Source organism: Janthinobacterium sp. NKUCC06_STL (genome assembly GCF_019345455.1).
Lineage (GTDB): Bacteria > Pseudomonadota > Gammaproteobacteria > Burkholderiales > Burkholderiaceae_D > Janthinobacterium > Janthinobacterium rivuli.
This window is the reverse complement of sequence record NZ_JAHKQY010000001.1, coordinates 1,704,181-1,725,309: the sequence shown is the minus strand read 5'-3', so window position 1 is coordinate 1,725,309 and position 21,129 is coordinate 1,704,181. Positions and strand designations below refer to the sequence as shown.

Here is a 21,129-nt window from a genome sequence, read left to right as displayed (position 1 = left end):
ATCCGGAACACCCGATCGACCAAACAGGAAGGCAGCACAGCATGGATTCGTCATCTGATAAAAAAGAAGAATTGCGTCAACAATTGCGCTTGGCCGCACTCGAGTATCACGAGTGCCCGCGCCCCGGCAAAATCAGCGTGACGCCGACCAAACAACTGACCAACCAGCGCGACCTGGCACTGGCCTACTCGCCAGGCGTGGCGGCACCGTGCGAAGAAATCGTCATCGATCCGGCGAATGCCTATAAATATACGGCGCGCGGCAACCTCGTGGCCGTCATCACCAACGGCACGGCCGTGCTGGGACTGGGCAATATCGGCCCGCTGGCCGCCAAGCCGGTGATGGAAGGCAAGGGCGTGCTGTTCAAGAAATTCGCCGGCATCGACGTCTTCGACATCGAAATCAACGAGATGGACCCGGACAAGCTGGTCGACATCATCGCCTCGCTGGAACCGACCTTCGGCGGCGTGAACCTGGAAGACATCAAGGCGCCCGAGTGTTTCTACATCGAGCGCCAGCTGCGCGACCGCATGAAGATTCCCGTCTTCCATGACGACCAGCACGGCACCGCCATCATCGTCGGCGCGGCCATCCTGAACGGCCTGAAAGCCGTCGGCAAGAAAATCGAGGACTGCAAGCTGGTCGTGTCGGGCGCGGGCGCCGCGGCGCTGGCCTGCCTGGACCTGATCGTCGACCTGGGCTTCCCGCTGAAAAATATCTACGTCACCGACCTGGCCGGCGTCGTCTACAAGGGCCGCACGGAATTGATGGACCCGGACAAGGAACGCTTCGCGCAAGACACGCCGCTGCGCACCCTGGCCGAGATCATCCCGGACGCCGACATTTTCCTCGGCGTCTCCGCCGGCGGCGTGCTGAAGCAAGACATGGTGCGCAAGATGGCGCCGAACCCATTGATCCTGGCGCTGGCCAACCCGAATCCGGAAATCCTGCCGGAAGAAGTCAAGGCCGTGCGCAGCGACGCCATCATCGCCACGGGCCGTTCGGACTATCCGAACCAGGTCAACAACGTGCTGTGCTTCCCGTACATCTTCCGCGGCGCCCTCGATTGCGGTGCGACGACGATCACGCGCGAAATGGAAATCGCCGTGGTGCACGCGATCGCCGACCTGGCGCATGCCGAGCAGTCGGACATCGTGGCCACCACCTATGGCATCAGCAACCTGTCGTTCGGTCCTGAGTACCTGATCCCGATGCCGTTCGATCCACGTCTGCTGATCAAGATCGCGCCAGCGGTGGCCAAGGCGGCCGAGGATTCCGGCGTTGCGACGCGTCCGATCAAGGACTTGCAAGCGTACGCGGACAGCCTGCAGCAATTCGTCTACCGCAGCGGCACCTTCATGAAGCCGCTGTTCCTGATGGCGAAATCCACGCCGGCCGAACTCAAACGCATCGTCTACGCCGAAGGCGAAGAAGAGCGCGTGCTGCGCGCCGTGCAAGTGGTGGTCGATGAAAAACTGGCGCGTCCCATCCTGGTCGGCCGTCCACCGGTGCTCGAAGCGCGCATCCAGAAGTTCGGCCTGCGCCTGAAACAAGGCGTCGACTTCGACGTCATCAACCCGGACTTCGACGAGCGCTATCGCGATTACTGGAACACGTATTACGCGATGACGAGCCGCAAGGGCGTCACCGAGGAATACGCGAAGCTGGAAATGCGCCGCCGTCACACCCTGATCGGTTCGATGATGATCCACAAGGGCGACGCCGACGGCATGATCTGCGGCACCTTCGGCACCACCCAGCTGCACCTGAAATACATCGACCAGGTGCTGGGCAAGCGCGCCGGCAGCAACGTGTATGCCGCCATGAACGTCCTGATCATGCCGGAGCGTCAATTGGTGATGGTCGACACGCACGTCAATGAAAACCCGGACGCCGAGCAGCTGGCCGAGATCACCATCATGGCCGCCGAAGAGATGACCCGTTTCGGCCTGTCGCCGCGCGCGGCCCTGCTGTCGCACTCGAACTTCGGTTCCAGCGACAGCGCTTCGGCGCAAAAGATGCGCGCCGCCCTGGCCATCGTCAAGGAACGCGCGCCGGACCTGGAAATCGACGGCGAAATGCACGGCGATACGGCCCTCGACAGCAAGCTGCGTCAAAAACTGATGCCCAATTCGGCACTGAAGAACGACGCCAACCTGCTCGTCATGCCGAACATCGAGTCGGCCAACATCGCCTACAACCTGGTGAAAACGGCGGCCGGCAACGGCATCGCCGTGGGCCCAATCCTGCTCGGCTGCGCCAAGCCCGTGCACATTCTGACGCCATCGGCCACCGTGCGCCGCATCGTCAACATGACGGCGCTGTGCGTCGTGGATGCTGTCGCCCAGCGTAAAGCCTAAGCCTTAGCAGCACATGAAAAGCCGCCCCGTCCGCAAGGAGGTGCGGCTTTTTTACATGGGTGGCACGGGCAGGGCCGTGGCCGGATGGCGGCGCAGGTAATAGTGGCGGTACAACATGATCTCGCCCCACACCAGCAGCAGCGCGGCCAGCGCGAGCAGGCCCAGCGTGATCTTGAGCGAATTGAAATAGGCGCCGGCCTGGCGTTTGACGGCGTCGATGAAAATCATCGGCACTGATTTGTCGAGTTTGCTGAAATCGGCCTGGCGCGCCACATCGGTGGTCAGGCGCACTGCCAGGTCGGTGCCCAGACTGGCCAGGTCGCCCGTCGCCTGGCCACGGAAGCCGGCGCCCTTGAGCGCTTCGCCCAGCACAGTTGCCCTGGCGATCAGCTGTTCCTGCAGCACCTGCGTCAGCAGCACGCTGCCGCGGCGCAAGATGAATTCATTGATCCAGCGTGCCTTGCTGCGTTCCCAGTAACTGTCGGATGTAGGCCGGTAATACATGTCTTGCACGAAGGGTTCGATCAGGCTGCGCATGCTGATAGCCTGGCCCGGGGCGATCAGCCTGACCTGCTGTTCCAGGTAGACGCGCAGCGCCGGCATCTGCGCTTCGACCACCGGCTGCAGGTCGCGCTCAAGGGCCTGGTTGACGACGCGGTGCACGCTGTGCACGGCGCCAAACCCGCCACCGAGGAGCGGCAGCGCGACGAGGATCAACACATAGCTGAGCTTGGCGGCCACATGCCAGGCGGGCGGGCGGCGCACCAGCAGGCATTTTCTGGCCAGCTGGTAGCAGATGCCGAGCGCCAGCACAAAGCCGATCACGCCATACAGCAGCATCCACGGCAGGACCGTCCACAGCAGGTCGCTGCCGAACGGCGCCAGGGTGCTACTCCAGTTGAGCAGTTGTTGCTTCATGTACATTGCCTTGAGGTAAGTAATCAGGCAATTATAGCTATTTAGCAAATAAACATGGCGCGCTTGACGTCAATGCGCCATCAGCACCGGTACCGTCATCTGGCGCAAGATCGTTTCCGTCACGCCGCCCAATAAAATTTCGCGGAAGCGCGCGTGGCCGTAGCCGCCCATCACCAGCAAGTCCGCATGCACTTCGGCGGCCATGGCCAGCAGCGCCGCGCCGATGTCGCCCGTGGTGGTGGCCGAACGCACTTCGACGGGCACGCCATGGCGGCTCAGGTAGGCGGCGATGTCGGCGCCCGGGTGGCGCGCCGGCTGCGCGTGGCCGGCCGGCGGGTGCAGCAGGGCCAGCACCACCAGGCGCGCCGCGCGCAAGAGGGGCAGGGCGTGGCCAATGGCGCGCGTCGCTTCCATGCTGCCATCCCAGGCCACCACGACGGTGTTGTCCACTTGCGCGAACTGGCCGCTGCGCGGCACGATCAGCACAGGACGGGCCGCGTTCAGCATCACGTAGGGCACCAGGTCGCTCATGGCGCCGGGCAGGGCTTCGCTGTCGTCGTGCTGGCTAAGCACCGTCAAGTCGCTGTAGCGGGCGCTGACGGCCATGCCGCCATCTTCATCGTCTTCGATCAGGCGCCGTTCCAGCGAGGCGGCGCCGGCCTGGCGCGCCAGCGTTTCAAACTGGGCCAGCGCCTGTTCCGCCTGCCCGTGCAGGGCTGAAATCTGCGCCGCCACGGCGCCGCCGCGCATGCCGCGGTTGTTTTCCACGTAAAAGCGCGACAGGCCCGTCATGGCTGCGCCGATCAGGTGCGCCTGGTGCGCGTGCGCCAGCCGCGCCGCGATGGCGATGCGCTGCGGCGCATGGCGCGACAGGTCGGCGTGGACGAGGATGGATTTATAGGCCATGGTGTCATTCGCTAGTCAGGATGGCAACAAGGCTAGAACGGCAACAGGGGCAAGTCCAGCATTGCCGTGCTGGCGGACGTTTTTCTTATGCTGGGCTTGATATGGGTCAAAAAAATACGGGCCATGGCCATCTGCAAGGCCACAGCCAGGAAATTGCGAGCTGTTTGATGCGCGTCAAAATGCCTGGCCCGCAGCCAGCCATAATGGCATTGAACTCCTTGCCCTTCCAGTGGTCTGCATCGGCGCCGGCGCCATCTGTCCGGCACTTGTTTGTGTGACGCAACAACGCTGGCCGTGGCGGGAGTTCCCTCTTCAAGCCTGCGCCTGGTGTTCCGCTTTCTCCGCCCAGCGCAGCCGGATGGCGTCGATGGCGGGCAGTTCCTGCACAAACAGCTCGACCAGGCGCGCATCGAAATGGCTGCCTTGTTGCGCTTGCAGATAGCCCACGGCGTCCAGTACTGACCACGCGCGCTTGTACGGACGCACCGAGGTCAGCGCGTCGAAGACGTCGGCCACGGCGACGATGCGCCCGGCCAGCGGAATCGCTTCGCCCGCCAAGCCGTCCGGATAACCGCTGCCATCCCATTTTTCATGGTGCGACAGGGCGATTGCGCGCGCCAGCGCCAGCATGCCGCCTTCGGCATGTTCGCCGATGATGTCGCCGCCGATGCGCGCATGCGTCTGCATGATGGCCCATTCGTCGGCGTCGAGCTTGCCCGGCTTTTGCAGGATGCGGTCGGGGATGCCGATCTTGCCCACATCGTGCATGGGCGCCGCGTGCAGCAGGTCGTCCGCGGCGGCCTCGTCCATGCCTGCGGCCACGCCCAGCAGGCGCGCGTAATGGCTCATGCGGATCACGTGCAAGCCTGTTTCATTGTCCTTGTATTCGGCCGCCAGACCCAGGCGCTGGACGATCTGCAGCCGCGTTTCCTTCAGCTCGTCGATGCGCACCAGCGACAGGTGCGTGCGCACGCGGGCGCGCACGATGGCGGGGCTGAGCGGCTTGGTGATGTAATCGACGGCGCCCGCTTCAAAACCGCTGAGTTCGTCGCGCATGTCGTTCAGGGCCGTGACGAAAATGACGGGGATGGCGGCCGTCCGCGGCGCCGCTTTGAGCTGGCGGCAGGTGTCGTGGCCGCTCATGCCGGGCATCATCACGTCGAGCAGGACCAGCGCCGGGCGCTCCTGCTGCGCCAGTTCCAGCGCCCGCGCGCCATCCTTGGCGAACAGCAGCGCGTAGTCGTTTTGCAAGATCTGGCGCAGCAGCTGCAAATTGGCCGCCTCATCGTCGACGACGAGAATCACGGGCCGGGCGGGTGCATTCATGGGGGCTCCGGGGCGTAGGTGTGCAGCAAGTCGTGCAGCAGCGACTGTGCCAGGGGGAAATCAAAGTCGTCGATGGCATGCAACAGCGGCGCCAGCGCATCCGCTTGCGCGCCCATGGCGTGCTGCAACTGTGCTTGCGCCGCGTCATCGAGTTCGCCGCGCCGCAAGGCGCTTAATAGTGCACTGGCCGCTTGCCGGGCGGCGGGCGCGTCGATGGCAGCCGCTGATGCCGCTGCTGTCGTCGCCGGCAAGGCAGGCGGCGCCAGCCGGGCGATGGCGGCCAGGGCCGCCGGCCATTGCGTCAGCAGGGTGCCCAGCGATGCGTCGAGCTGCTGGGGCGTGGCGGGACCGGGGCTGGCGCAGCATTGCTCCAGCGCCGCCAGGCTGGCGGCCAGTTGCTCCAGGCCGAGGTTGGCCGCCATGCCGCGCAGTTTGTGGCTCTGAGACAAGAGCGTTGCATGCTCGCGCGCCTCGATGGCGGCCAGCAGGGCCGGCGGCAGGCGGGAATGCTCGATTCCGAAACGGGCCAGCGCCGCGCGGTAGGCGCCGTCGTTGCCGGCCCAGCGCTGCAGGGCGCCCGCATGGTGCAGGACCCGTCCGCCAGCGGGCGCCGGCGCGTGGCTGGCGTCGGCCGGGTCCGCCGCCAGGCCCAGCACGCGGGCGATTTCCTGCGACAGCGCCTGCCATTCGACGGGTTTTGTCGCGAAACCGTCCATGCCGGCCGCGCGCGCCGCCTTGCGGTGCGCATCGAGCACGCTGGCCGTCATGGCGATCACGGGCACGCACGGGCGGCCATCGCGCAGGGCGGCGGCGCGGATGGCTTGCGTGGCGGCCAGGCCATCCATGCGCGGCATTTGCAAGTCCAGCAGCAGCACGTCGAAGTCGTCCTGCTGCGCCAGTTGCAGGGCTTGCGCGCCATCGCCGGCCGTGATCACCGTGTGGCCGCGCTTGCCCAGCAGTAAGCTCAGCAGCTCCAGGTTTTGCGGTACGTCGTCGGCGGCCAGCACGCGCAGGGGCGGCAGGCGCACGCTGCGGCGTTCGCTGGCGGGCAGTGCCGCCTGGCGTGCCGGCAACAAGGGCAGCATGACGTGGAACACGCTGCCGTGCGGCAAGGCGGCGTCGGCCCAGATGCGCCCTTGCATCAGGGTCACCAGCTGCCGGCTGATGGTGGTGCCCAGGCCCGTGCCGCCAAAGCGCCGCGTGGTCGATGCGTCGGCCTGCACGAACGGATCAAAAATGGCGTCGCGCCGTTCCGCGGGGATGCCGATGCCGCTGTCCTGCACCAGCAGGTGCAGCTGGCCATCGTCGCGGCGCGCCGTCAGGCTGACGCCGCCGCCGGGCGTGAACTTGATGGCGTTGTCGAGCAGGTTGCCCAGCACTTGCCGCATGCGCAATTCGTCGCCATGCAGCACGGCCGGCAGTTGCGGGTCGTACTGCACCTCCATGCGCAAGCCTTTGGCGCGCGCGTGGATGCCATACGTGGACGCCAGTTCATCGACCAGCGCCAGCAGGCTGTAGTCGCGCAATTCCAGCGCCACGGCTCCCTTGTCCAGCTTGGCCGTGTCGAGCACTTCGTTGAGCAGGCGCAACAGCGAGCGGCCGGACTGGCGCACGGTGTCGAGGTGGCGCCGCTGCTCCGGCGCCAGCGGCGAGTCGAGCAGCACATCCGTGAAACCGAGGATGGAATTCATCGGCGTGCGGATTTCATGGCTCATGTTGGCGACAAAGCTGGCCCGCGTGGCGGCCGCCAGCTCCGCTTTTTCCTTGGCCATGCGCAAGTCTTCCTCCATTTGCCGGCGTTCGCTGATGTCGAGGATGACGCCGTCGACCCAGCGCACGGCGCCGGCCGCATCGTGCACGACGGTGCCCCGCTCCCACAGCCAGCGCGCCGTGCCGTCGGCATGCAGCAAGCGGTATTCGAGCAGGTAGGGCTCGCCGCTGGCGACGCTGCGGTTGAAGACGTCGATGACGTAGGCGCGCTCTTCGCTGGCGATCAGTCCCGTGATGCTGCGGCGCGGCACGGCGCCGAGAAAGTCGGCGGGTGGATAGCCGGTGACGGCTTCCACGCCATCGCTGATGAACAGCATGGGCTGGTTTTCCGCCGTGGTGCAGCGAAAGGCGATGCCGGGAATATTGCCGATCAGCGAGCGCAACTGCTGCTCGCTTTCGCGCAGGGCGGCCAGCATGGCGCGCCGTTCGCTGATGTCCGTAATGAACAGCACATATAAATCCTGGTCGGCCAGGCGTGCGCTGGCCATCGAGCGCTGCACGGCGACCGGGGCGCCATCCTTGCGCAGGTAGATGATTTCCTCGCTGGTGTGGACCGCCTCGCCTTCGCCCGTGCGCAGGTAGTGCAGCAGGCCGTGCTGTTCCGACTGGCGCACGTCGCTGACCAGCACGCTGACATGGCGGCCGACAATTTCCGCCGATCGCCAGCCGAGGATGCGCTCGGCAGCGCCGTTGAAGTCGACGATGTTGCCGTGCCGGTCGATGGTGATGACGCCGTCGACCGTGCTCGTCAGCAGCGAACGGGTCCAGTGTTCGCTCTGGTTCAGGTGGCGAAACAGTTCGCGGTAACGCAAGATGCCCACGGCCGAGGCGACGAGGATCGTCAGGGCGATGGTCAGCAGGGTCACGCTGACCACCAGCATGGGCCGGTTGGCATCGGCATCATTGCCTGGGGGAATCGTCCCCACGAAGCGGGCCGCCTGCATGCCCATGTAATGCATCCCGGCAATCGCAGAGCCCATGACGCAGGCGCTGATCAGCGTGCGCTGCGACGAGGCTACGCGGCTGCTCCAGCCGCGCAGACCGAAACGTATCCACAGGGCCAGGGTGGCCAGCGCTACGGCAACGACGAGCGACAGCGCGAACAGCAGCGGATCGTAGCGCAGTGACAGGCCCATGCGCATGGCGTGCATGCCCGTGTAATGCATGGCGCCAATGCCCAGGCCCACCAGCAAGCCGCTGCGCAGCAGCAGCGGCGCCGTGACGGCGCGCCGGCTGATGGTGGCCAGGGCGACGAATGAGGCCGCCACGCTGGGCACGATGGACAGCAGGGTCAGGCCGGGATCGTAGGCGACGCTGGTGCCCAGCTCGAAGGCCAGCATGCCGATGAAATGCATGGCCCACACGCCGCAGCCCAGCGCCAGGCTGCCGGCCAGCAGGCACAGCAGGTGCAAGCGGCGGCTGATGCTCGCCTGCGCGCGGCTGTACGCCGTCATCTGGAAAGCCATCCACGACGTGAAAATGGCGATCACGAGCGACAGCAGCACGAGTCCCGGCGCATGCTGGCCATGCTGCAACTGGGCCGGGTCGGCGGGAAGATGGAACAGGTGCTGGACGCTGGCAGGTATCATCGTAGGAAACAGGTGACGCGTTTGGCGCTGGCGTGGGCGCCTGCCGCCACGGCGGGTGATCGATGCGGATTACCTTACCAGATTTCCGGAAACAAATATCTTAATTGTAATTATTTTCCCTGTCGTGCAAGTCATTTCCAGGGGGATGAGTGGGGCGCTCACCTTGTCGTGCCCGTGGAATGGCGGTGCTGACGAGGAAGTTGCCATCAGGAATTGTGTGGTTTTTTTGCAAGGTGCGACGCCTTGCCATGCGTCATGCTACATTCGCGTCCTGTTTTTTCTGAAAGGATGACTATGCCTTTAAGTAACAACTTCTTGCAGCATAATCAGCAAGCCTGGGATGCCCAGGCTGCACAGAACAGCCCATGGTCGCAGCCTGTCGACAGCGCCACCATCGCCGCGGCGCGTGCCGGGCAGTGGCAAATTCATTTGACGCCCGGCCCCTTGCCGGCCGGCTGGCTGGGCGAGGTGCAAGGCAAGCGTATCCTGTGCCTGGCCGGCGCCGGCGGGCAGCAGGCGCCCGTGCTGGCGGCCGCCGGCGCGCACGTGACCGTCTTCGATTTGTCCGGGCAGCAACTGGCGAAAGACCGCATGGTGGCAGAACGTGACGGTTTGCAGCTGGCTACCGTGCAGGGCGATATGCGCGACCTGAGCCGTTTTGCCGACGCCAGTTTTGATCTCATCGTCCATCCTGTATCGAATCAGTACGTGCCCGACATCGGCTCCGTATGGCGCGAATGCGCGCGCGTGCTGGCCGATGGCGGCGTGCTGCTGAGCAGTTTTTTCAATCCGGCCGTATTCATCGGCGACCGCGACCCGCAATGGGCACAGCAGGGCTTGATACGGCCCCGTTTCGTGCTGCCGTATTCGGATCTGGAGGATATGGACGCCGATGCGCTGGCATTGCGCATGGAGCAGGGCGATGCGCTGATCTTCGGTCACGGGCTGGACAGCCAGATCGGCGGCCAGTTGGCGGCGGGCTTCGTGCTGGCGGGGTATCACGAGGAAATGCATCCCCACCCGCGCTTTGAAATTGAAAAATACCTGCCCAGCTTTATCGCCACGCGCGCCATCAGGCAGGCGCGCGCGGTGTAGTGAGGATTAGTTGTACGGCTGCAGATCGAGCCACACGGCATATGACAGGCGCTTGCCATTCCACAGTCCGCCACCGCGGATGACGGCGTCACACGAAGTCAGCTGGCCCACCAGGTCCATGCGACCCAGGTTGCGGCGCAGGCGCAGCGCGTCGTTGTGCGACAGGTAGCCGACCAGCAGGCCGTCGATGAAGACGGCGATGGCCTTGTCCTGGAACGGGTTGGCGTCGTCGCATACGAGCAGGGCCAGGCATTTTTCTTCCGCATTGCCGGGACCATGCTCGCCGGCCAGTTTGGCGATGGCGCTCTGGTACATCGCTTCGTTTTCCACTTCCGACGCAAAGCGCCCCTCGTCGCTCCAGTGGTGCGCGGGGGCGCCCGCAGGAATCGCCGGCACGTACTGGCGCACCGAGACGAGCGGCTTGTGCAGCGGTTTGACGGGCGTGCGGCCACTGAAGACGTAGTACAGCAGGGCGATGACGATCACGATGGCAAGCAGGTAAAGCATGGTATCTCTCTGATTTCGAAGGGGGGAGCCGGGAGCGCGGGCTTGCCGCGCGGCGTTGCCGCTACTATAGCAAGTTCGCCGCCCGGTTCCGCGTAAATCTGGCCATCAGATGGCGGCGCCGGCGCAGTGCGCGTGGGTCGTTCAGCACGATGGGCGAGGCGCCCGTCAGGCCCGAATAGTACTGGCCGTGCTGGCGCAGGACGATGGCATAGTCGCGCGGCGCGTGGCCGTGCGCCAGCATGCGCGCGTCGCAATCGACTTCGATGGCAAAGCGCAGCCGGTGCAGTTGCCACCACAGGGGCAGGTTCCACGGCATGAGAATAATCAAGGCATATGCCAGGGCCAGCAGCAGCGGATCGCGCGCGGCCAGCCGGCATTGCGCGTGCGCCAGCAGCAGCGCCTGTTGCTGGGGCGAAATCAGTTGCAGCCAGACGGGCATCACGATGCGCGGCCGCAGCAGCCCCGCCACGCAGGGACCGATGCCGCCGCTCAAGTACACGGGCGTGCCCAGCAACGATGTTTTCTGCCAGCGACGCTGGTGCGACAGCAGCCAGACGCTGCGCAGCGCCAACAGCAACAGCATGCCGCTCGATAAGACAAACCAGCCCAGTTTCAGCTGTGCCTGTTCCGCCGGCATGGCCGCCAGCACGCCGGGCAGCCACGCCAGCGGCAAGATGGCGGACGCGGCGATGGCCGCCAGCCACAGCCAGCGCGTCGTGCGTCCGCGCCGCTGCAGCAGGCGCTCGGCGCGCCAGGCGGCGGCGCTCAACAGCAGCGCCAGCGCCATGCTGGCAGCCAGCCAGGCCGGCACTAGCGTACCAGCGCCATGCCGACGGAGGCGGGCGCCGTGTGCTTGAAACCGAATTGCGCATACAGCTCTTGCGCCTGGCCATCGGCGATCAGGCTGACATACGCGCTTTCCGGCACCTCGGTCTCGATGAATTGCATGATCTCGCGCATGATGCGCTTGCCCAGGCCCTTGCCCTGGTGGGGCGGCAGCACGGCGATATCGGTGACCTGGAAGAAGCAGCCGCCGTCTCCGATGACGCGGCCGATCCCCACCACCTCGTCGCCATGCAGGATTTGCACGGCAAACAGGGAATTCGGCAAGCCCTTGGCCGCCGCCGCCGTGCTTTTCGCGCTCATGCCGGCGGCCACGCGCAAGTGCTGGTAGGTGGCGATGGAGGGGATGGCCAGGCGGGTGATATAAGGCGATGCAGCGGTCAAGACGATCTCCTGTGCAATATGGATGGAATGACCATTATAGGGGCACCCTTTATTCGCCGCGCGCTATGTCGTCCGGAGCGCTTTTGCGCTATGGTGGCGTCATCCATATATTTGTTGAAAGCACGCCATGTCCGCAGGATTTACCGCCACCGAGTTGTCCGTCATCAATGAAGACGACGCCCTGATCACCACCCTGGCCGCGCCAGCCGGCAAAGGCGAGCCCGTCTACCTGATGCTGCAGCGCGCCGACGAGTATGACGAGCAAGACGTGGCCATGGGCATGGACGAGCCGTATATCGAATACTGCGGCCAGGAGTTTGCCTGGTACGGCCACATGCACGCCGTCATCCTGCATCCGAACCGTTTGTCCGTGCAGATGGATGCCGAGGCCGCCATGCAGATGGATGACGACGGCCAGATCGACGTGCGTTTCAACCTGACGCCCGAACGCTACGCCCAGCTGCAGCAGGCGCTGCGCACCACGTTCGAGGGCTGCGATTATTATCGCGAGGAGCGTTGATCTGCGCGGACGGCGCCGGCCATGGTGTCGCGTATGTTCGATAGCTGGTATTGACGGGGGGAGAAGGCGATGACGGTGCTGATACTCGGGTTGCTGCTGTTCCTGGGCTTGCACTCGGTGCGTATCCTCGCCGATGGCTGGCGCGGCGCCCAGCTGGCGCGCCTCGGCGAAAAGCGCTGGAAGGGGCTGTATTCGCTCGTGGCGTTTGCCGGACTGGGCTTGATTATCTGGGGCTACGCCCTGGCGCGCCAGCAACCACAGGTGCTGTGGACGCCGCCCATGGGCTTGCGCCAAGCCACCGCCCTGCTAATGCTGTTTTCGCTGATTTTATTGGCGGCGGCCAATGTCCCAAGCAACCGCATCAAGACCCTGGTGCACCACCCCATGCTGCTGGGCACGCAACTCTGGGCCGTCGCGCATCTGCTGGCCAACGGCAACGTAGCCGACGTGCTGCTGTTCGGCGGCTTTCTCGTCTGGTCGTTAGTGGATATGTATTCCGCCGTGCGGCGCGACCGCGCGGCCGGGGTGGCATATCCGGGCGGCACAATGAAAGGCACCTTGATCGCCATAGTCGCGGGCTGTGCGCTGTGGCTGCTGCTGGCGTTCTGGCTGCACGGCGTGCTGTTTGACGTGCGGCCGTTTGGATAGCCGGATGGAGCAAGCGATGGAGATCGCCCTGCGCGGCCAGCTGGTCGAGCTGCCGCCGCTGCGGCCGGAACATGGGCCACAGCTGCTGCAGGCGGCCGCCGATGGCGAACTGTGGAACATGACGGTGACCGTGGTGCCCGGCCCCGCCACCATGGCCGCCTACATCGCCACGTCCCTGGAAGGACGGTACGCCGGCAGCGTCATGCCCTTCGTCATCGTGCAGCGGGCCACGGGCGCCGTCGTTGACAGCACACGCTTCTGGAAAATCGATCGCGCCAACCGCAAGATGGAGATCGGCCACACCTGGCTAGCCGCCTCCGTGCAGCGCTCAGGTGTGAACACGGAAGCGAAATTGCTGCTGCTGACGCATGCCTTCGAGGTCATGCGGGCCGTGCGCGTGCAATTCACCACCGACGAGCTGAACAAAAAATCGCGCGCCGCGATCCTGCGCCTGGGCGCCGTCCAGAAAGGCATCGTGCGCCATGAGCGCATCATGCCGGACGGGCGCAAGCGCAACTCCGTGCGTTTCAGCATTATCGATACGGAGTGGGAAACGGTGAAGGCGGGGTTGCAACTGAGGCTAGGCCTTAGCGCAAAAAAACCCGCAGCATCTGGCGATGGGCGGGTTTGATCAGGTAATGCCAAAACATGTTCTGTGGTGCCGGGAGCCGGAATCGTTTCCCGCCTGTTCATGCGGGTTTCCGGGTTTTTGCGTAAATTGGCGTAAGCGAAATTAGTTTTTCTCGCGGTACGATTGTACCCTGCCAATCACCTCTTTCGCGTTGTACAACGGCTGGGCGCGACCTTTCGATGTTGGCAGGCGGATACCACTTGCTGGAGATGAAGCGACTTCAGTGATCACCTCTCAAGCGGATCTGGAAAAATTGGCCGCCGCCCGAACTGGCTCTCTGCAGTGGAAGCGCTGAAATCTGATCGCGTTGGAAAATAAGAAAAGACGTTGGAAAATACAAAAAAAGGTTACAAGCCGAAGCATGTAACCCTTTGATTTTTCTACTCATTCTGCGGATTGGCTGATGGGGTTCGAACCCACGACAACAGGAATCACAATCCTAGACGTCGCGGAATTCCTGCATTCTCCAGTTATCGTGAGGCACATTTATTAATGTGCGCGTGGCTATAAAACTCCCCAGGTACACTTTTGAATCAGACGTTCAGTGCACAGGGCAATGTCTTTGTGGCCATTGCCGTCGGCGTTTGTAAATTGGTTGATCGAGGCTATTATTGCTGGCTGCACAGGTTCTAGCTTGAGACAGGGAGCGCTGATTGTGGCTGTTGGTGCAGCGGCAATCAGCCATGGCCAGGCTGTTCTTGGTGTTGCTGCAGGGTATCAGACATGGGCATTGGCCGTTTCTTTTGGGGTGTCTAAGCAGCTTTTATCACTGGGTAGCAACAGTATTTTTGGGATGCGGTCAATCAAAATTAAGGCGCGCGCTTCAATCCATCGGAAAACGATCGCGGCTGTTATGGATGCGGCTACGGAAGCGGCAATTATCAACCAAGCATTAGCGATGTTCAGTGCTGATCGGTTGTGTGCTTCAATCACCAAATATGAAGTTAGGGAGCTAATAATCGCGAAATGTACGAGATAAAGCGGGAATGAAATATCTCCAAGAAATACCGAGATTTTATTGGAGAAGAACGCTATTGCCGATTTTGAAGTGTAAAAGCAATACACCAAAACTGGCGCGACCAGCATGTTCATATCATCGGCAACGACCAGGATTGCTATCATTGCTGCGACCAATACGCCCCTCCAGAGGCGGAACTTGGTACCTACCATTTGTTTATCGAAAAAACCGTTTGACCGAAGCTGTGCGAATAATACTCCAATCAAAAATAAAGCGTTGAACGAACGGATCAAATAAAGAAAAACTATTGCTGTGATCAAGGTCTGAGTCGGATAAGACAGGCGCTTAGACATGTACAAATAATGGATAACTATAAAAGATCCGATCATTTCAACTGACATTGTCCAGAGGTATGGGTTGTAAGAGATAGCGACAGTGTGTGCGTCATAAACCGAAATTAACGAATACCGTAGCATTCCAATTAGACTAGGGTTAAAGTTGATGGCAGCACCTAGCCATGCTTCTCTGTGAAGAATTGCAGCAGCTTGGATATTGAAGGTCAGCCCAGATCGCATAAGGGCGTACACGAGTGCGCAGGACATTAAGATAGGAACTGTCAGCCTAAAGTAACGTTTGATTAAAATTGAATCAAGTGATCGATAGGAGTTGGTCCGATAGTATGAAATCGAAAGTGCATCTCCTGATAATACGAAGAAAATTGCTACCGCCAATCCTCCGTTGAAGAAGATATGTGTTAGAGGGTTACGAAACTGAGGAAATAATGCTCCGAACATTTCGTTGATCAGGTGAAAGAATAGAACTGAAGCCGCTGCCCAACCGCGGATTCCGTCTATTTCAAGATTTCGTTTCTGCATTTTTAGCTCATAGTGGGAAACAACGCTTGTATTGTAAGTAAGTCACGTCTTTCTTGCAAAGAAATAGCGATGTTACACAGAGTTGATTGGATTTTGTGACTATTTGGTCGCTATGCAGCTAGTCAAAGTAGTTCGCCATTGAAGGTACGTCCCATCTGTTGCCCGCCAACTCGAGCACAATTTCATCCTAATTTCTTCTTGATCTGCGCTGCAGTTTTGTTGTAGTAAACCTGCAGCTGCCGAATGTCTTTATGTCCTATCATCCTGGCCAGTTCAAGAGTATCCAGCTTCTTGGCGAGTCTTGTGACGGCTTCGTACCGAGTGTCGTGGAAGCTTAGCTTTTCGATGCCAGCGTGAGTGACTGCCTTCCGAAATAGTGCATCGCGACTTTCGTCGGACACTTTGAAATAGGGTTCATGAGCGCCTGGCGTCGGCAGTTCGCTGAGAATCTCAAGCGCACGCTTAGATAGGGCGACGTCCCGCTTGATATCGTTTTTTGTGCGAGGCAGGTGCGCTACTGCGCCTGTGACGCGCTCTGGTGTGATGCTGAGAATTTCTCCTGATTGCATGCCCGTTTCGAGTGCAAATAAAAATGCGGCTGCGACGATACTTGAGGTGTTTGTGATTTCGCAGTCATATCCGAGTGCCAGGCATATTCTGTCAATTTCATCTTGGCTGATGAGACGGTCCCAAGACTCTGGGGCCTTTGGTCGACGAACATCGGCCGTGGGACTTTTCGCCGTCCATTTCCATTCGCGGCGTGCGGTCGTAAATACCTGCGAGATCAAATTGAGGTCTCGATTGACAGTAGAACCCAAGACTGTTTTGAGGCGCAAGTCGCACCATTGTCCCAGAATGTCTGAGGTAATCTCCCGACCAGGTAGTCGCCCAGTTTCTTGTCGGCGACCATATGCTTAGCGATTGCGGTAAGTTGGATGGCTTCCCATCGCGCACCCTTCGTGTGAACTGAAACCTCGTCGCGGTACCGCTCAAACGCTTGTAGGCAAGTTTTACCTGCGACAATGCCGGTGGCGTCACTGCGGCGCAGCTGTGCTTCCCGCTCGGCCGCCCATGCATCGGCTTCTGCCTTAGTACTGAATGTTTCTAATTCGCGTGTGCCGAGCACTGCAATTTCTGCGCGCCAGCCGCCTGAACGTTTTCTGAATGATGCCATGATCTCTCCAATTTGACGTAATCATGACGTAACGCCTATCAGTTTTTATCGGGAGTAATAGATTTGATCAGACAAGAAAAAAGCCACTAAATCCTTGATTTTATTGGATTTAATGGCTTTATCGGTATTTCTTTGATGTGTTCTGTGGTGCCGGGAGCCGGAATCGAACCGGCACGCTGTTTCCAGCGCGGGATTTTGAGTCCCGTGCGTCTACCTATTCCGCCATCCCGGCAACGCGAGACGCATTATCACTGATTTGTCACAATCTGGCAAGTTTTATGCTTTGCGTGTGTTTTACAAAGCATTGAAAATCTTTGACAGTACCCATTCCAGCGCAAGAAGCGGAGTGCCGCGCCTGGCCAGCCGTCCTATCGTGTCCTTTCACTACCTGGAGGGATATGCCATGCAACAACTGGAAAACAATGTCGCCATCATCACCGGTGCCAGCTCGGGCATCGGCCATGCGGCGGCGCGCAAGCCGTGGCCTGCGCCGGCGATGTGGGCGACGCCGCGCGCGCGTAAGGGATACGTAATGCGGCGCTGGAAACGCCGACGGCCCGGGGATGAGCCGGGCCGTCGGTGGTGTGCTGCTACATCAAGCTCAGTTGTGAGCCGAGTTCAGCAGACGCGCGATGATGTCGTGGTTGAGCCAGACGACCGGTGCTGGCGGTTCCGACATGGTGTGGAACATCAACGGGCCCGTGCCTTCCAGCACCAAGGAACTCAGGTGGTCGGTGATCAGTTCCTTGCGATCCTTGTGCAGCTTGGTGATGTCGTCCGAGGTGCCGATCATGACGTCGGCCAGCTCTGGCGTGTTGTCCATCGGCCAGGCGGCGAAGTTGCGGAACTGTACGCTGGTGGCGTCGCCATTGTAGGCGGCGATACGGTCGAGCAAGTCTTGCAGCGAGACGCCGTCTTCCAGCAAGCCCTGGCAAATTTTCCATTGCTCTTCGGCCCAGGCCGCGCCGCCTTCTTTTTTCAGCGCGTCGAGCAGGGGGAACAGGGACAGTTCCACGCCAACAAAAATGTCGGACGAGTTCGTGCGGATTTCCGGGCAGTTGAAGACGGTGGCCTTGATGCCTTTGTCCCACGCGGCCTTGGCCACGTTTTCCAGGCGCATCTTCGCCAGGCCTTGCGTGTAGTTGCTGTAGGTTTGCCACTGGTACTTGCCGTCGATCAAGATCTCGGTGCCGTGGTAGCCGTAGGCGCTGTAGCGCACCTGGCCGCCCGTTTGCTCGATGCGGGCGCGGATGGCGGCGCTGCCGTCGATCAGGTGTTGCAGGGTGTTGGCCGTGACTTCGTCGAAGTTCATCAGGATCAGCTTGCCCAGGTCGCTGTCGAGCAGGGCGCGCGAGGACATGAAGCGCTCGCCACGGCCTTTATAGATGCGGTTGGCGATGGCCAGGAAGACTTTGACCTTTGGAATGCCGCCAGCCATGGTGTGGGCGAAATACACATTGCTGCCGTCAGGAATCAGGCTGTCCAGCTCGGCCATGGCTTTTGCCACGGAAGCGCTGAAGCGGGCGATGCCGGCTTCGCGGCAACGCTCGATCTGCGCCCAGTCCAGCTTGTCTTCCTGCCAGCTCTTCAGGGTCATGTCGGCCAGCAGGGCCGTCGGCGTCGGTTCGCCGGCTGGCGCGTCGAGGTCGAAACCGGCCATCAGCGGCACATTGATGATGCGGCCGCCCAGGTTGGCTTCGGCTTCGGCCAGCTCTTCCGCGTTCAGCGGACGCAGCGCCATGTTTTCATCGCGGCGGCCGACCGTCATGCCGACGATATTCATGCCCGCCTTGCGCGCTTCGTCCAGCAAGCCATTCACATAGCCGCGGCCGAACAGCTCGCCGAACAGCACAAAGGTGTCGCCCTTGCGGAAGATATTTTTTTGCGGGATGTCTCTTAGGGACGTGATCTCGGTCATGGTGTCAATTCATTCAAAAAATAGCAGGGGAGGCGCATACCGCACAGCCTGCTGGTTCAACATAGTGATAAATTATGCGCCCTTTCAGTGGCGACAATCTTCTTGCGAACGATTCTCGTCTGGAGCGGCATCTTCTTCTTTGGAACAGCTCTTATTCTTTCGCCATGGCGTATTTTACGCTGCCACGGCGCACAGCGCCCGTGGACAGGGTCAGATAAGCCCGGCAGGCGCCGATATTACCTCAGCTTGGCCGCGCAGGTAAGCAGAATTGATCTAAAACAAATCCTGCTGGCCGGACACAAGCCGTGAAAAATCGTCGCCCAGGAAGGGCAGAATCGCGTCGGCCACCGGTTGCAGCTGGCGCGTCAGGTAATGGTGGTAGTCGATGGGCGAGCGCTGCGTTTCCAGCGGTTCGGGCCCCGCCACCGTGATGACATAGCTGATCCAGCCGCCGTTCTGGTATTGCAGCGGCCGTCCCTGCGCCAGGTTGTAGGCGTCGGCCGTGCGCGCCGCGCGCACATGGGGCGGTACGTTGCGCTGGTAGTCGTCGAGCGGACGGCGCAGGCGTTTGCGGTAGACCAATAAAGCGTCGAATTCGCCGCGCACGGTGCGCGCCACGTAGTCGCGCACATAATCCTGGTAGGCGGCGCGCTGGAAGATGCGCCGGTACAAATCCTGCTGGAATTGTTGCGCCAGCGGCGTCCAGTCGCTGCGCACGGTTTCCAGGCCCTTGTAGACCATGTCCTCGCTGCCGTCCGGCTTGCCCACCAGGCCCGCGTAGCGCTTCTTGCTGCCTTCTTCCGAGCCGCGGATGGTGGGCATCAGGAAACGCCGGTAATGCGTCTCGAATTCCAGCTCCAGCGCATTGTCCAGGCCGAATTCATCGCGCAGATAGGTATTCCACCAGGCATTCACATGCGCCACCAGTGCGCGGCCGATCTTGCCCGCTTCCTCGTCCGTATGCGCCGTCTTCAGCCACACGAAGGTGGAATCCGTGTCGCCATAAATCACCTGATAACCCTGCCCGGTGATCAATTCTCGTGTGCGGTGCATGATGTCGTGGCCGCGCAGGGTGATCGACGAGGCCAGGCGCGGATCGAAAAAGCGGCAGCCGCTGGAACCCAGCACACCATAAAACGCGTTCATGATGATTTTTAACGCTTGCGACAGCGGTGCATTGCGCTCGCGCTTGGCCGTCTCGCGGCCTTGCCACACCTGTTCCACGATGGCCGGCAGGCAATGTTTCACACGCGAGAACTGCGCGCCCCGGTAGCCGGGCACGGTATCGGCTTCATCGCCGCTGGTGCCCACCACCAGGCCCACGGGGTCGATCAGGAAGGTGCGGATGATGGACGGGTACAGGCTTTTGTAGTCGAGCACCAGCACGGAGTCGTACAAGCCCGACTGCGAATCCATGACGAAGCCGCCGGGGCTGTTTTCGCCGGACACGTCTCCCAGGTTGGGCGCCACGTAGCCTTGCCGGTGCATCAGCGGCAAATATAGATGTTCGAAGGCGGCCACGGAGCCGCCGCTGCGGTCGGCCGCCAGGCCCGTCACGCTGGCCCGTTCCAGCAAGAAGGTCAGCAGCTCGGTCTTGGCGAAGATGCGCGTGACCAGCTCGCAATCCTTGAGGTTGTAGCGGGCCAGCGCCGGTTTGTCTTCGCGAAAACGCCGGTCGATCTCGGCCATGCGCTGGTAGGGATTGTCGATGGACTTGCCTTCGCCCAAGAGCGTTTGCGCCACGTTTTCCAGGCTGAACGAGGAAAAATTCCACGTCGCCGATTTCAAGGCTTCGATGCCGTCGATGATGAGGCGCCCTGCGGCGGCCGCAAAATAGTGTTCTTGCTTGCCGCCGTGTTCGCGCCATTCCATCACGGCGCCGCCGCGTCCCAGCTTCAAGGGAACCTGGTAGCGTTCGGCGTGCTGGCGCAGCACGCGCAAGTCGAACTGCACCAGGTTCCAGCCGATGATGGCGTCAGGGTCGTGGCGTTCCATCCACGTGTTCAGGCGTTCGAGGATCTGTGCGCGGCTATCGCAGTATTCGAGGTCGAAATCCAGGGCGTCATCGCCGCCGTTTGGCGGCCCCAGCATGTAGACCTGGCGCTGGCCGCAGCCTTCCAGGGCCAGCGAATACAGCTCGCCATGCGCCGTCGTCTCGATATCGAGCGACACCAGTTGTAATGTGGGGCGATAGCCGGGTGCCGGTTTCAGCTGCACTTCCGTTTCTCCGCTGAAGGTCACCGGTGCCGTGATGAAACGCTCCATCAGGTAGCGCTCGGGCGGGCGGATGTCGGCTTCGTACACGTCGACGCCGTGGGCGCGCAGCTGCTTTTCCAGCTTCAGCAAATGCCGGTATTGCTTGCAGTACAGCCCCAGCACGGGGCGGTGATGAAAATCGCACAGCGACAGGGGACGCAGCTCCGCGTGGCGCTCGCCGCGCAGCAGCTGTTGCGCCTGTTCCTGCTGCTCCATGGGGAGGAAGGCGACGGCCGTTTGCACGGGCAGGCGCACGTGGCGGGGTCCGGCATCCGTTGCCAGCCAGAAATCGACTTCCGTGCCGTCGCGCGTGTCGCGCCAGTGGCGGGTCAGGATGAAGCCCTGTTCGAGCGGGTGCTGCGTGGTGCCTGTCATGGTGCCGTGAGTGTCTGGTGTACTGGCCTGCACATTACAGCAAGCTGCGCAGGGCGGGGGCGGTTGCGGCTATAAT

At 61.8% G+C, this 21,129-nt stretch carries 17 protein-coding genes and 1 tRNA gene; 5 read left to right on the top strand and 13 right to left on the bottom strand.

Annotated features, from left to right (window positions below; all coding sequences use genetic code 11):
• Positions 1-41: 41 nt before the first annotated feature.
• Positions 42-2,360, top strand: a complete 2,319-nt coding sequence (locus KO539_RS07815; protein WP_035822433.1) for an NADP-dependent malic enzyme — start codon at positions 42-44, stop codon at positions 2,358-2,360.
• Positions 2,361-2,411: 51 nt separating this feature from the next.
• Here the strand turns inward: KO539_RS07815 and KO539_RS07810 are convergent, their stop codons facing one another.
• The 4 genes from KO539_RS07810 to KO539_RS07795 form a co-directional block, all read right to left on the bottom strand.
• The gene (locus KO539_RS07810; protein WP_219308247.1) at positions 2,412-3,278 is read right to left on the bottom strand and encodes a hypothetical protein; all 867 of its coding nucleotides are present in this window, start codon (positions 3,276-3,278) and stop codon (positions 2,412-2,414) included.
• Between the two features lie 69 nt (positions 3,279-3,347).
• Positions 3,348-4,184, bottom strand: a complete 837-nt coding sequence (locus KO539_RS07805) for a universal stress protein (RefSeq protein ID WP_035822427.1) — start codon at positions 4,182-4,184, stop codon at positions 3,348-3,350.
• Positions 4,185-4,496: 312 nt separating this feature from the next.
• Positions 4,497-5,510: a two-component system response regulator gene (locus KO539_RS07800; RefSeq protein ID WP_219308245.1), complete on the bottom strand. Its 1,014-nt coding sequence runs from the start codon at positions 5,508-5,510 to the stop codon at positions 4,497-4,499.
• On the bottom strand, positions 5,507-8,869 hold the full coding sequence (locus tag KO539_RS07795) for an MHYT domain-containing protein (protein ID WP_219308243.1): 3,363 nt from the start codon (positions 8,867-8,869) through the stop codon (positions 5,507-5,509). Before KO539_RS07795 ends, KO539_RS07800 begins: the two co-directional genes overlap by 4 nt.
• Before the next feature lie 288 nt (positions 8,870-9,157).
• Between KO539_RS07795 and KO539_RS07790 the strand changes: the two genes are divergently transcribed.
• A complete protein-coding gene (locus KO539_RS07790) occupies positions 9,158-9,964 on the top strand; it encodes a class I SAM-dependent methyltransferase (RefSeq protein WP_374106352.1) in 807 nt (268 codons plus the stop codon).
• A 6-nt stretch (positions 9,965-9,970) separates the two neighbouring features.
• Here the strand turns inward: KO539_RS07790 and KO539_RS07785 are convergent, their stop codons facing one another.
• The 3 genes from KO539_RS07785 to KO539_RS07775 form a co-directional block, all read right to left on the bottom strand.
• The gene (locus KO539_RS07785) at positions 9,971-10,471 is read right to left on the bottom strand and encodes a hypothetical protein (protein ID WP_035822417.1); all 501 of its coding nucleotides are present in this window, start codon (positions 10,469-10,471) and stop codon (positions 9,971-9,973) included.
• A gap of 64 nt (positions 10,472-10,535) precedes the next feature.
• Positions 10,536-11,282 (bottom strand): M56 family metallopeptidase, encoded by a 747-nt coding sequence (locus tag KO539_RS07780; RefSeq protein ID WP_219308239.1) that lies wholly within the window; start codon positions 11,280-11,282, stop codon positions 10,536-10,538.
• Positions 11,282-11,698 carry a GNAT family N-acetyltransferase gene (locus tag KO539_RS07775; RefSeq protein WP_257626132.1) on the bottom strand — a complete coding sequence of 139 codons (417 nt, stop codon included), beginning with the start codon at positions 11,696-11,698 and terminating at the stop codon, positions 11,282-11,284. The genes KO539_RS07780 and KO539_RS07775 overlap by 1 nt, the downstream gene beginning before the upstream one ends.
• Before the next feature lie 127 nt (positions 11,699-11,825).
• Here KO539_RS07775 and KO539_RS07770 point away from each other — a divergent pair, with 127 nt between their 5' ends.
• From KO539_RS07770 to KO539_RS07760, 3 genes are all read left to right on the top strand, one after another.
• Positions 11,826-12,218 (top strand): Imm10 family immunity protein, encoded by a 393-nt coding sequence (locus KO539_RS07770; protein ID WP_052140012.1) that lies wholly within the window; start codon positions 11,826-11,828, stop codon positions 12,216-12,218.
• Positions 12,219-12,287: 69 nt separating this feature from the next.
• Positions 12,288-12,866 (top strand): NnrU family protein, encoded by a 579-nt coding sequence (locus KO539_RS07765; RefSeq protein ID WP_219308237.1) that lies wholly within the window; start codon positions 12,288-12,290, stop codon positions 12,864-12,866.
• 4 nt (positions 12,867-12,870) lie between these two features.
• Positions 12,871-13,497: a GNAT family N-acetyltransferase gene (locus tag KO539_RS07760; protein WP_225242693.1), complete on the top strand. Its 627-nt coding sequence runs from the start codon at positions 12,871-12,873 to the stop codon at positions 13,495-13,497.
• A gap of 717 nt (positions 13,498-14,214) precedes the next feature.
• Here the strand turns inward: KO539_RS07760 and KO539_RS07755 are convergent.
• The 6 genes from KO539_RS07755 to KO539_RS07730 all read right to left on the bottom strand — a co-directional run bounded on the left by KO539_RS07755 (position 14,215) and on the right by KO539_RS07730 (position 21,053).
• Positions 14,215-15,330: an acyltransferase gene (locus KO539_RS07755; RefSeq protein ID WP_219308235.1), complete on the bottom strand. Its 1,116-nt coding sequence runs from the start codon at positions 15,328-15,330 to the stop codon at positions 14,215-14,217.
• 182 nt (positions 15,331-15,512) lie between these two features.
• Positions 15,513-16,148 carry a site-specific integrase gene (locus KO539_RS07750; protein ID WP_219308233.1) on the bottom strand — a complete coding sequence of 212 codons (636 nt, stop codon included), beginning with the start codon at positions 16,146-16,148 and terminating at the stop codon, positions 15,513-15,515.
• Positions 16,115-16,504, bottom strand: coding sequence for a hypothetical protein (locus tag KO539_RS07745; protein WP_219308231.1), 390 nt, complete (start codon positions 16,502-16,504; stop codon positions 16,115-16,117). The genes KO539_RS07750 and KO539_RS07745 overlap by 34 nt, the downstream gene beginning before the upstream one ends.
• Before the next feature lie 145 nt (positions 16,505-16,649).
• Positions 16,650-16,736 (bottom strand) — tRNA-Leu (locus KO539_RS07740).
• Positions 16,737-17,105: 369 nt separating this feature from the next.
• Entirely contained in the window at positions 17,106-18,422 is a 1,317-nt protein-coding gene (locus KO539_RS07735; protein ID WP_219308230.1) for a hypothetical protein, read from the bottom strand.
• 273 nt (positions 18,423-18,695) lie between these two features.
• Positions 18,696-21,053 carry a DNA polymerase II gene (locus tag KO539_RS07730; RefSeq protein ID WP_219308228.1) on the bottom strand — a complete coding sequence of 786 codons (2,358 nt, stop codon included), beginning with the start codon at positions 21,051-21,053 and terminating at the stop codon, positions 18,696-18,698.
• Positions 21,054-21,129: the final 76 nt, after the last annotated feature.

What these genes read in the sequence shown, in the direction of transcription:
- KO539_RS07735 (WP_219308230.1), bottom strand. Translation starts at nt 18,422, where the DNA reads ATGACCGAGATCACGTCCCTAAGAGACATCCCGCAAAAAAATATCTTC.
- KO539_RS07745 (WP_219308231.1), bottom strand. Translation starts at nt 16,504, where the DNA reads ATGGCATCATTCAGAAAACGTTCAGGCGGCTGGCGCGCAGAAATTGCA.
- KO539_RS07815 (WP_035822433.1), top strand. Translation starts at nt 42, where the DNA reads ATGGATTCGTCATCTGATAAAAAAGAAGAATTGCGTCAACAATTGCGC.
- KO539_RS07790 (WP_374106352.1), top strand. Translation starts at nt 9,158, where the DNA reads ATGACTATGCCTTTAAGTAACAACTTCTTGCAGCATAATCAGCAAGCC.
- KO539_RS07765 (WP_219308237.1), top strand. Translation starts at nt 12,288, where the DNA reads ATGACGGTGCTGATACTCGGGTTGCTGCTGTTCCTGGGCTTGCACTCG.
- KO539_RS07800 (WP_219308245.1), bottom strand. Translation starts at nt 5,510, where the DNA reads ATGAATGCACCCGCCCGGCCCGTGATTCTCGTCGTCGACGATGAGGCG.
- KO539_RS07730 (WP_219308228.1), bottom strand. Translation starts at nt 21,053, where the DNA reads ATGACAGGCACCACGCAGCACCCGCTCGAACAGGGCTTCATCCTGACC.
- KO539_RS07770 (WP_052140012.1), top strand. Translation starts at nt 11,826, where the DNA reads ATGTCCGCAGGATTTACCGCCACCGAGTTGTCCGTCATCAATGAAGAC.
- KO539_RS07760 (WP_225242693.1), top strand. Translation starts at nt 12,871, where the DNA reads ATGGAGCAAGCGATGGAGATCGCCCTGCGCGGCCAGCTGGTCGAGCTG.
- KO539_RS07785 (WP_035822417.1), bottom strand. Translation starts at nt 10,471, where the DNA reads ATGCTTTACCTGCTTGCCATCGTGATCGTCATCGCCCTGCTGTACTAC.
- KO539_RS07795 (WP_219308243.1), bottom strand. Translation starts at nt 8,869, where the DNA reads ATGATACCTGCCAGCGTCCAGCACCTGTTCCATCTTCCCGCCGACCCG.
- KO539_RS07755 (WP_219308235.1), bottom strand. Translation starts at nt 15,330, where the DNA reads ATGCAGAAACGAAATCTTGAAATAGACGGAATCCGCGGTTGGGCAGCG.
- KO539_RS07810 (WP_219308247.1), bottom strand. Translation starts at nt 3,278, where the DNA reads ATGAAGCAACAACTGCTCAACTGGAGTAGCACCCTGGCGCCGTTCGGC.
- KO539_RS07805 (WP_035822427.1), bottom strand. Translation starts at nt 4,184, where the DNA reads ATGGCCTATAAATCCATCCTCGTCCACGCCGACCTGTCGCGCCATGCG.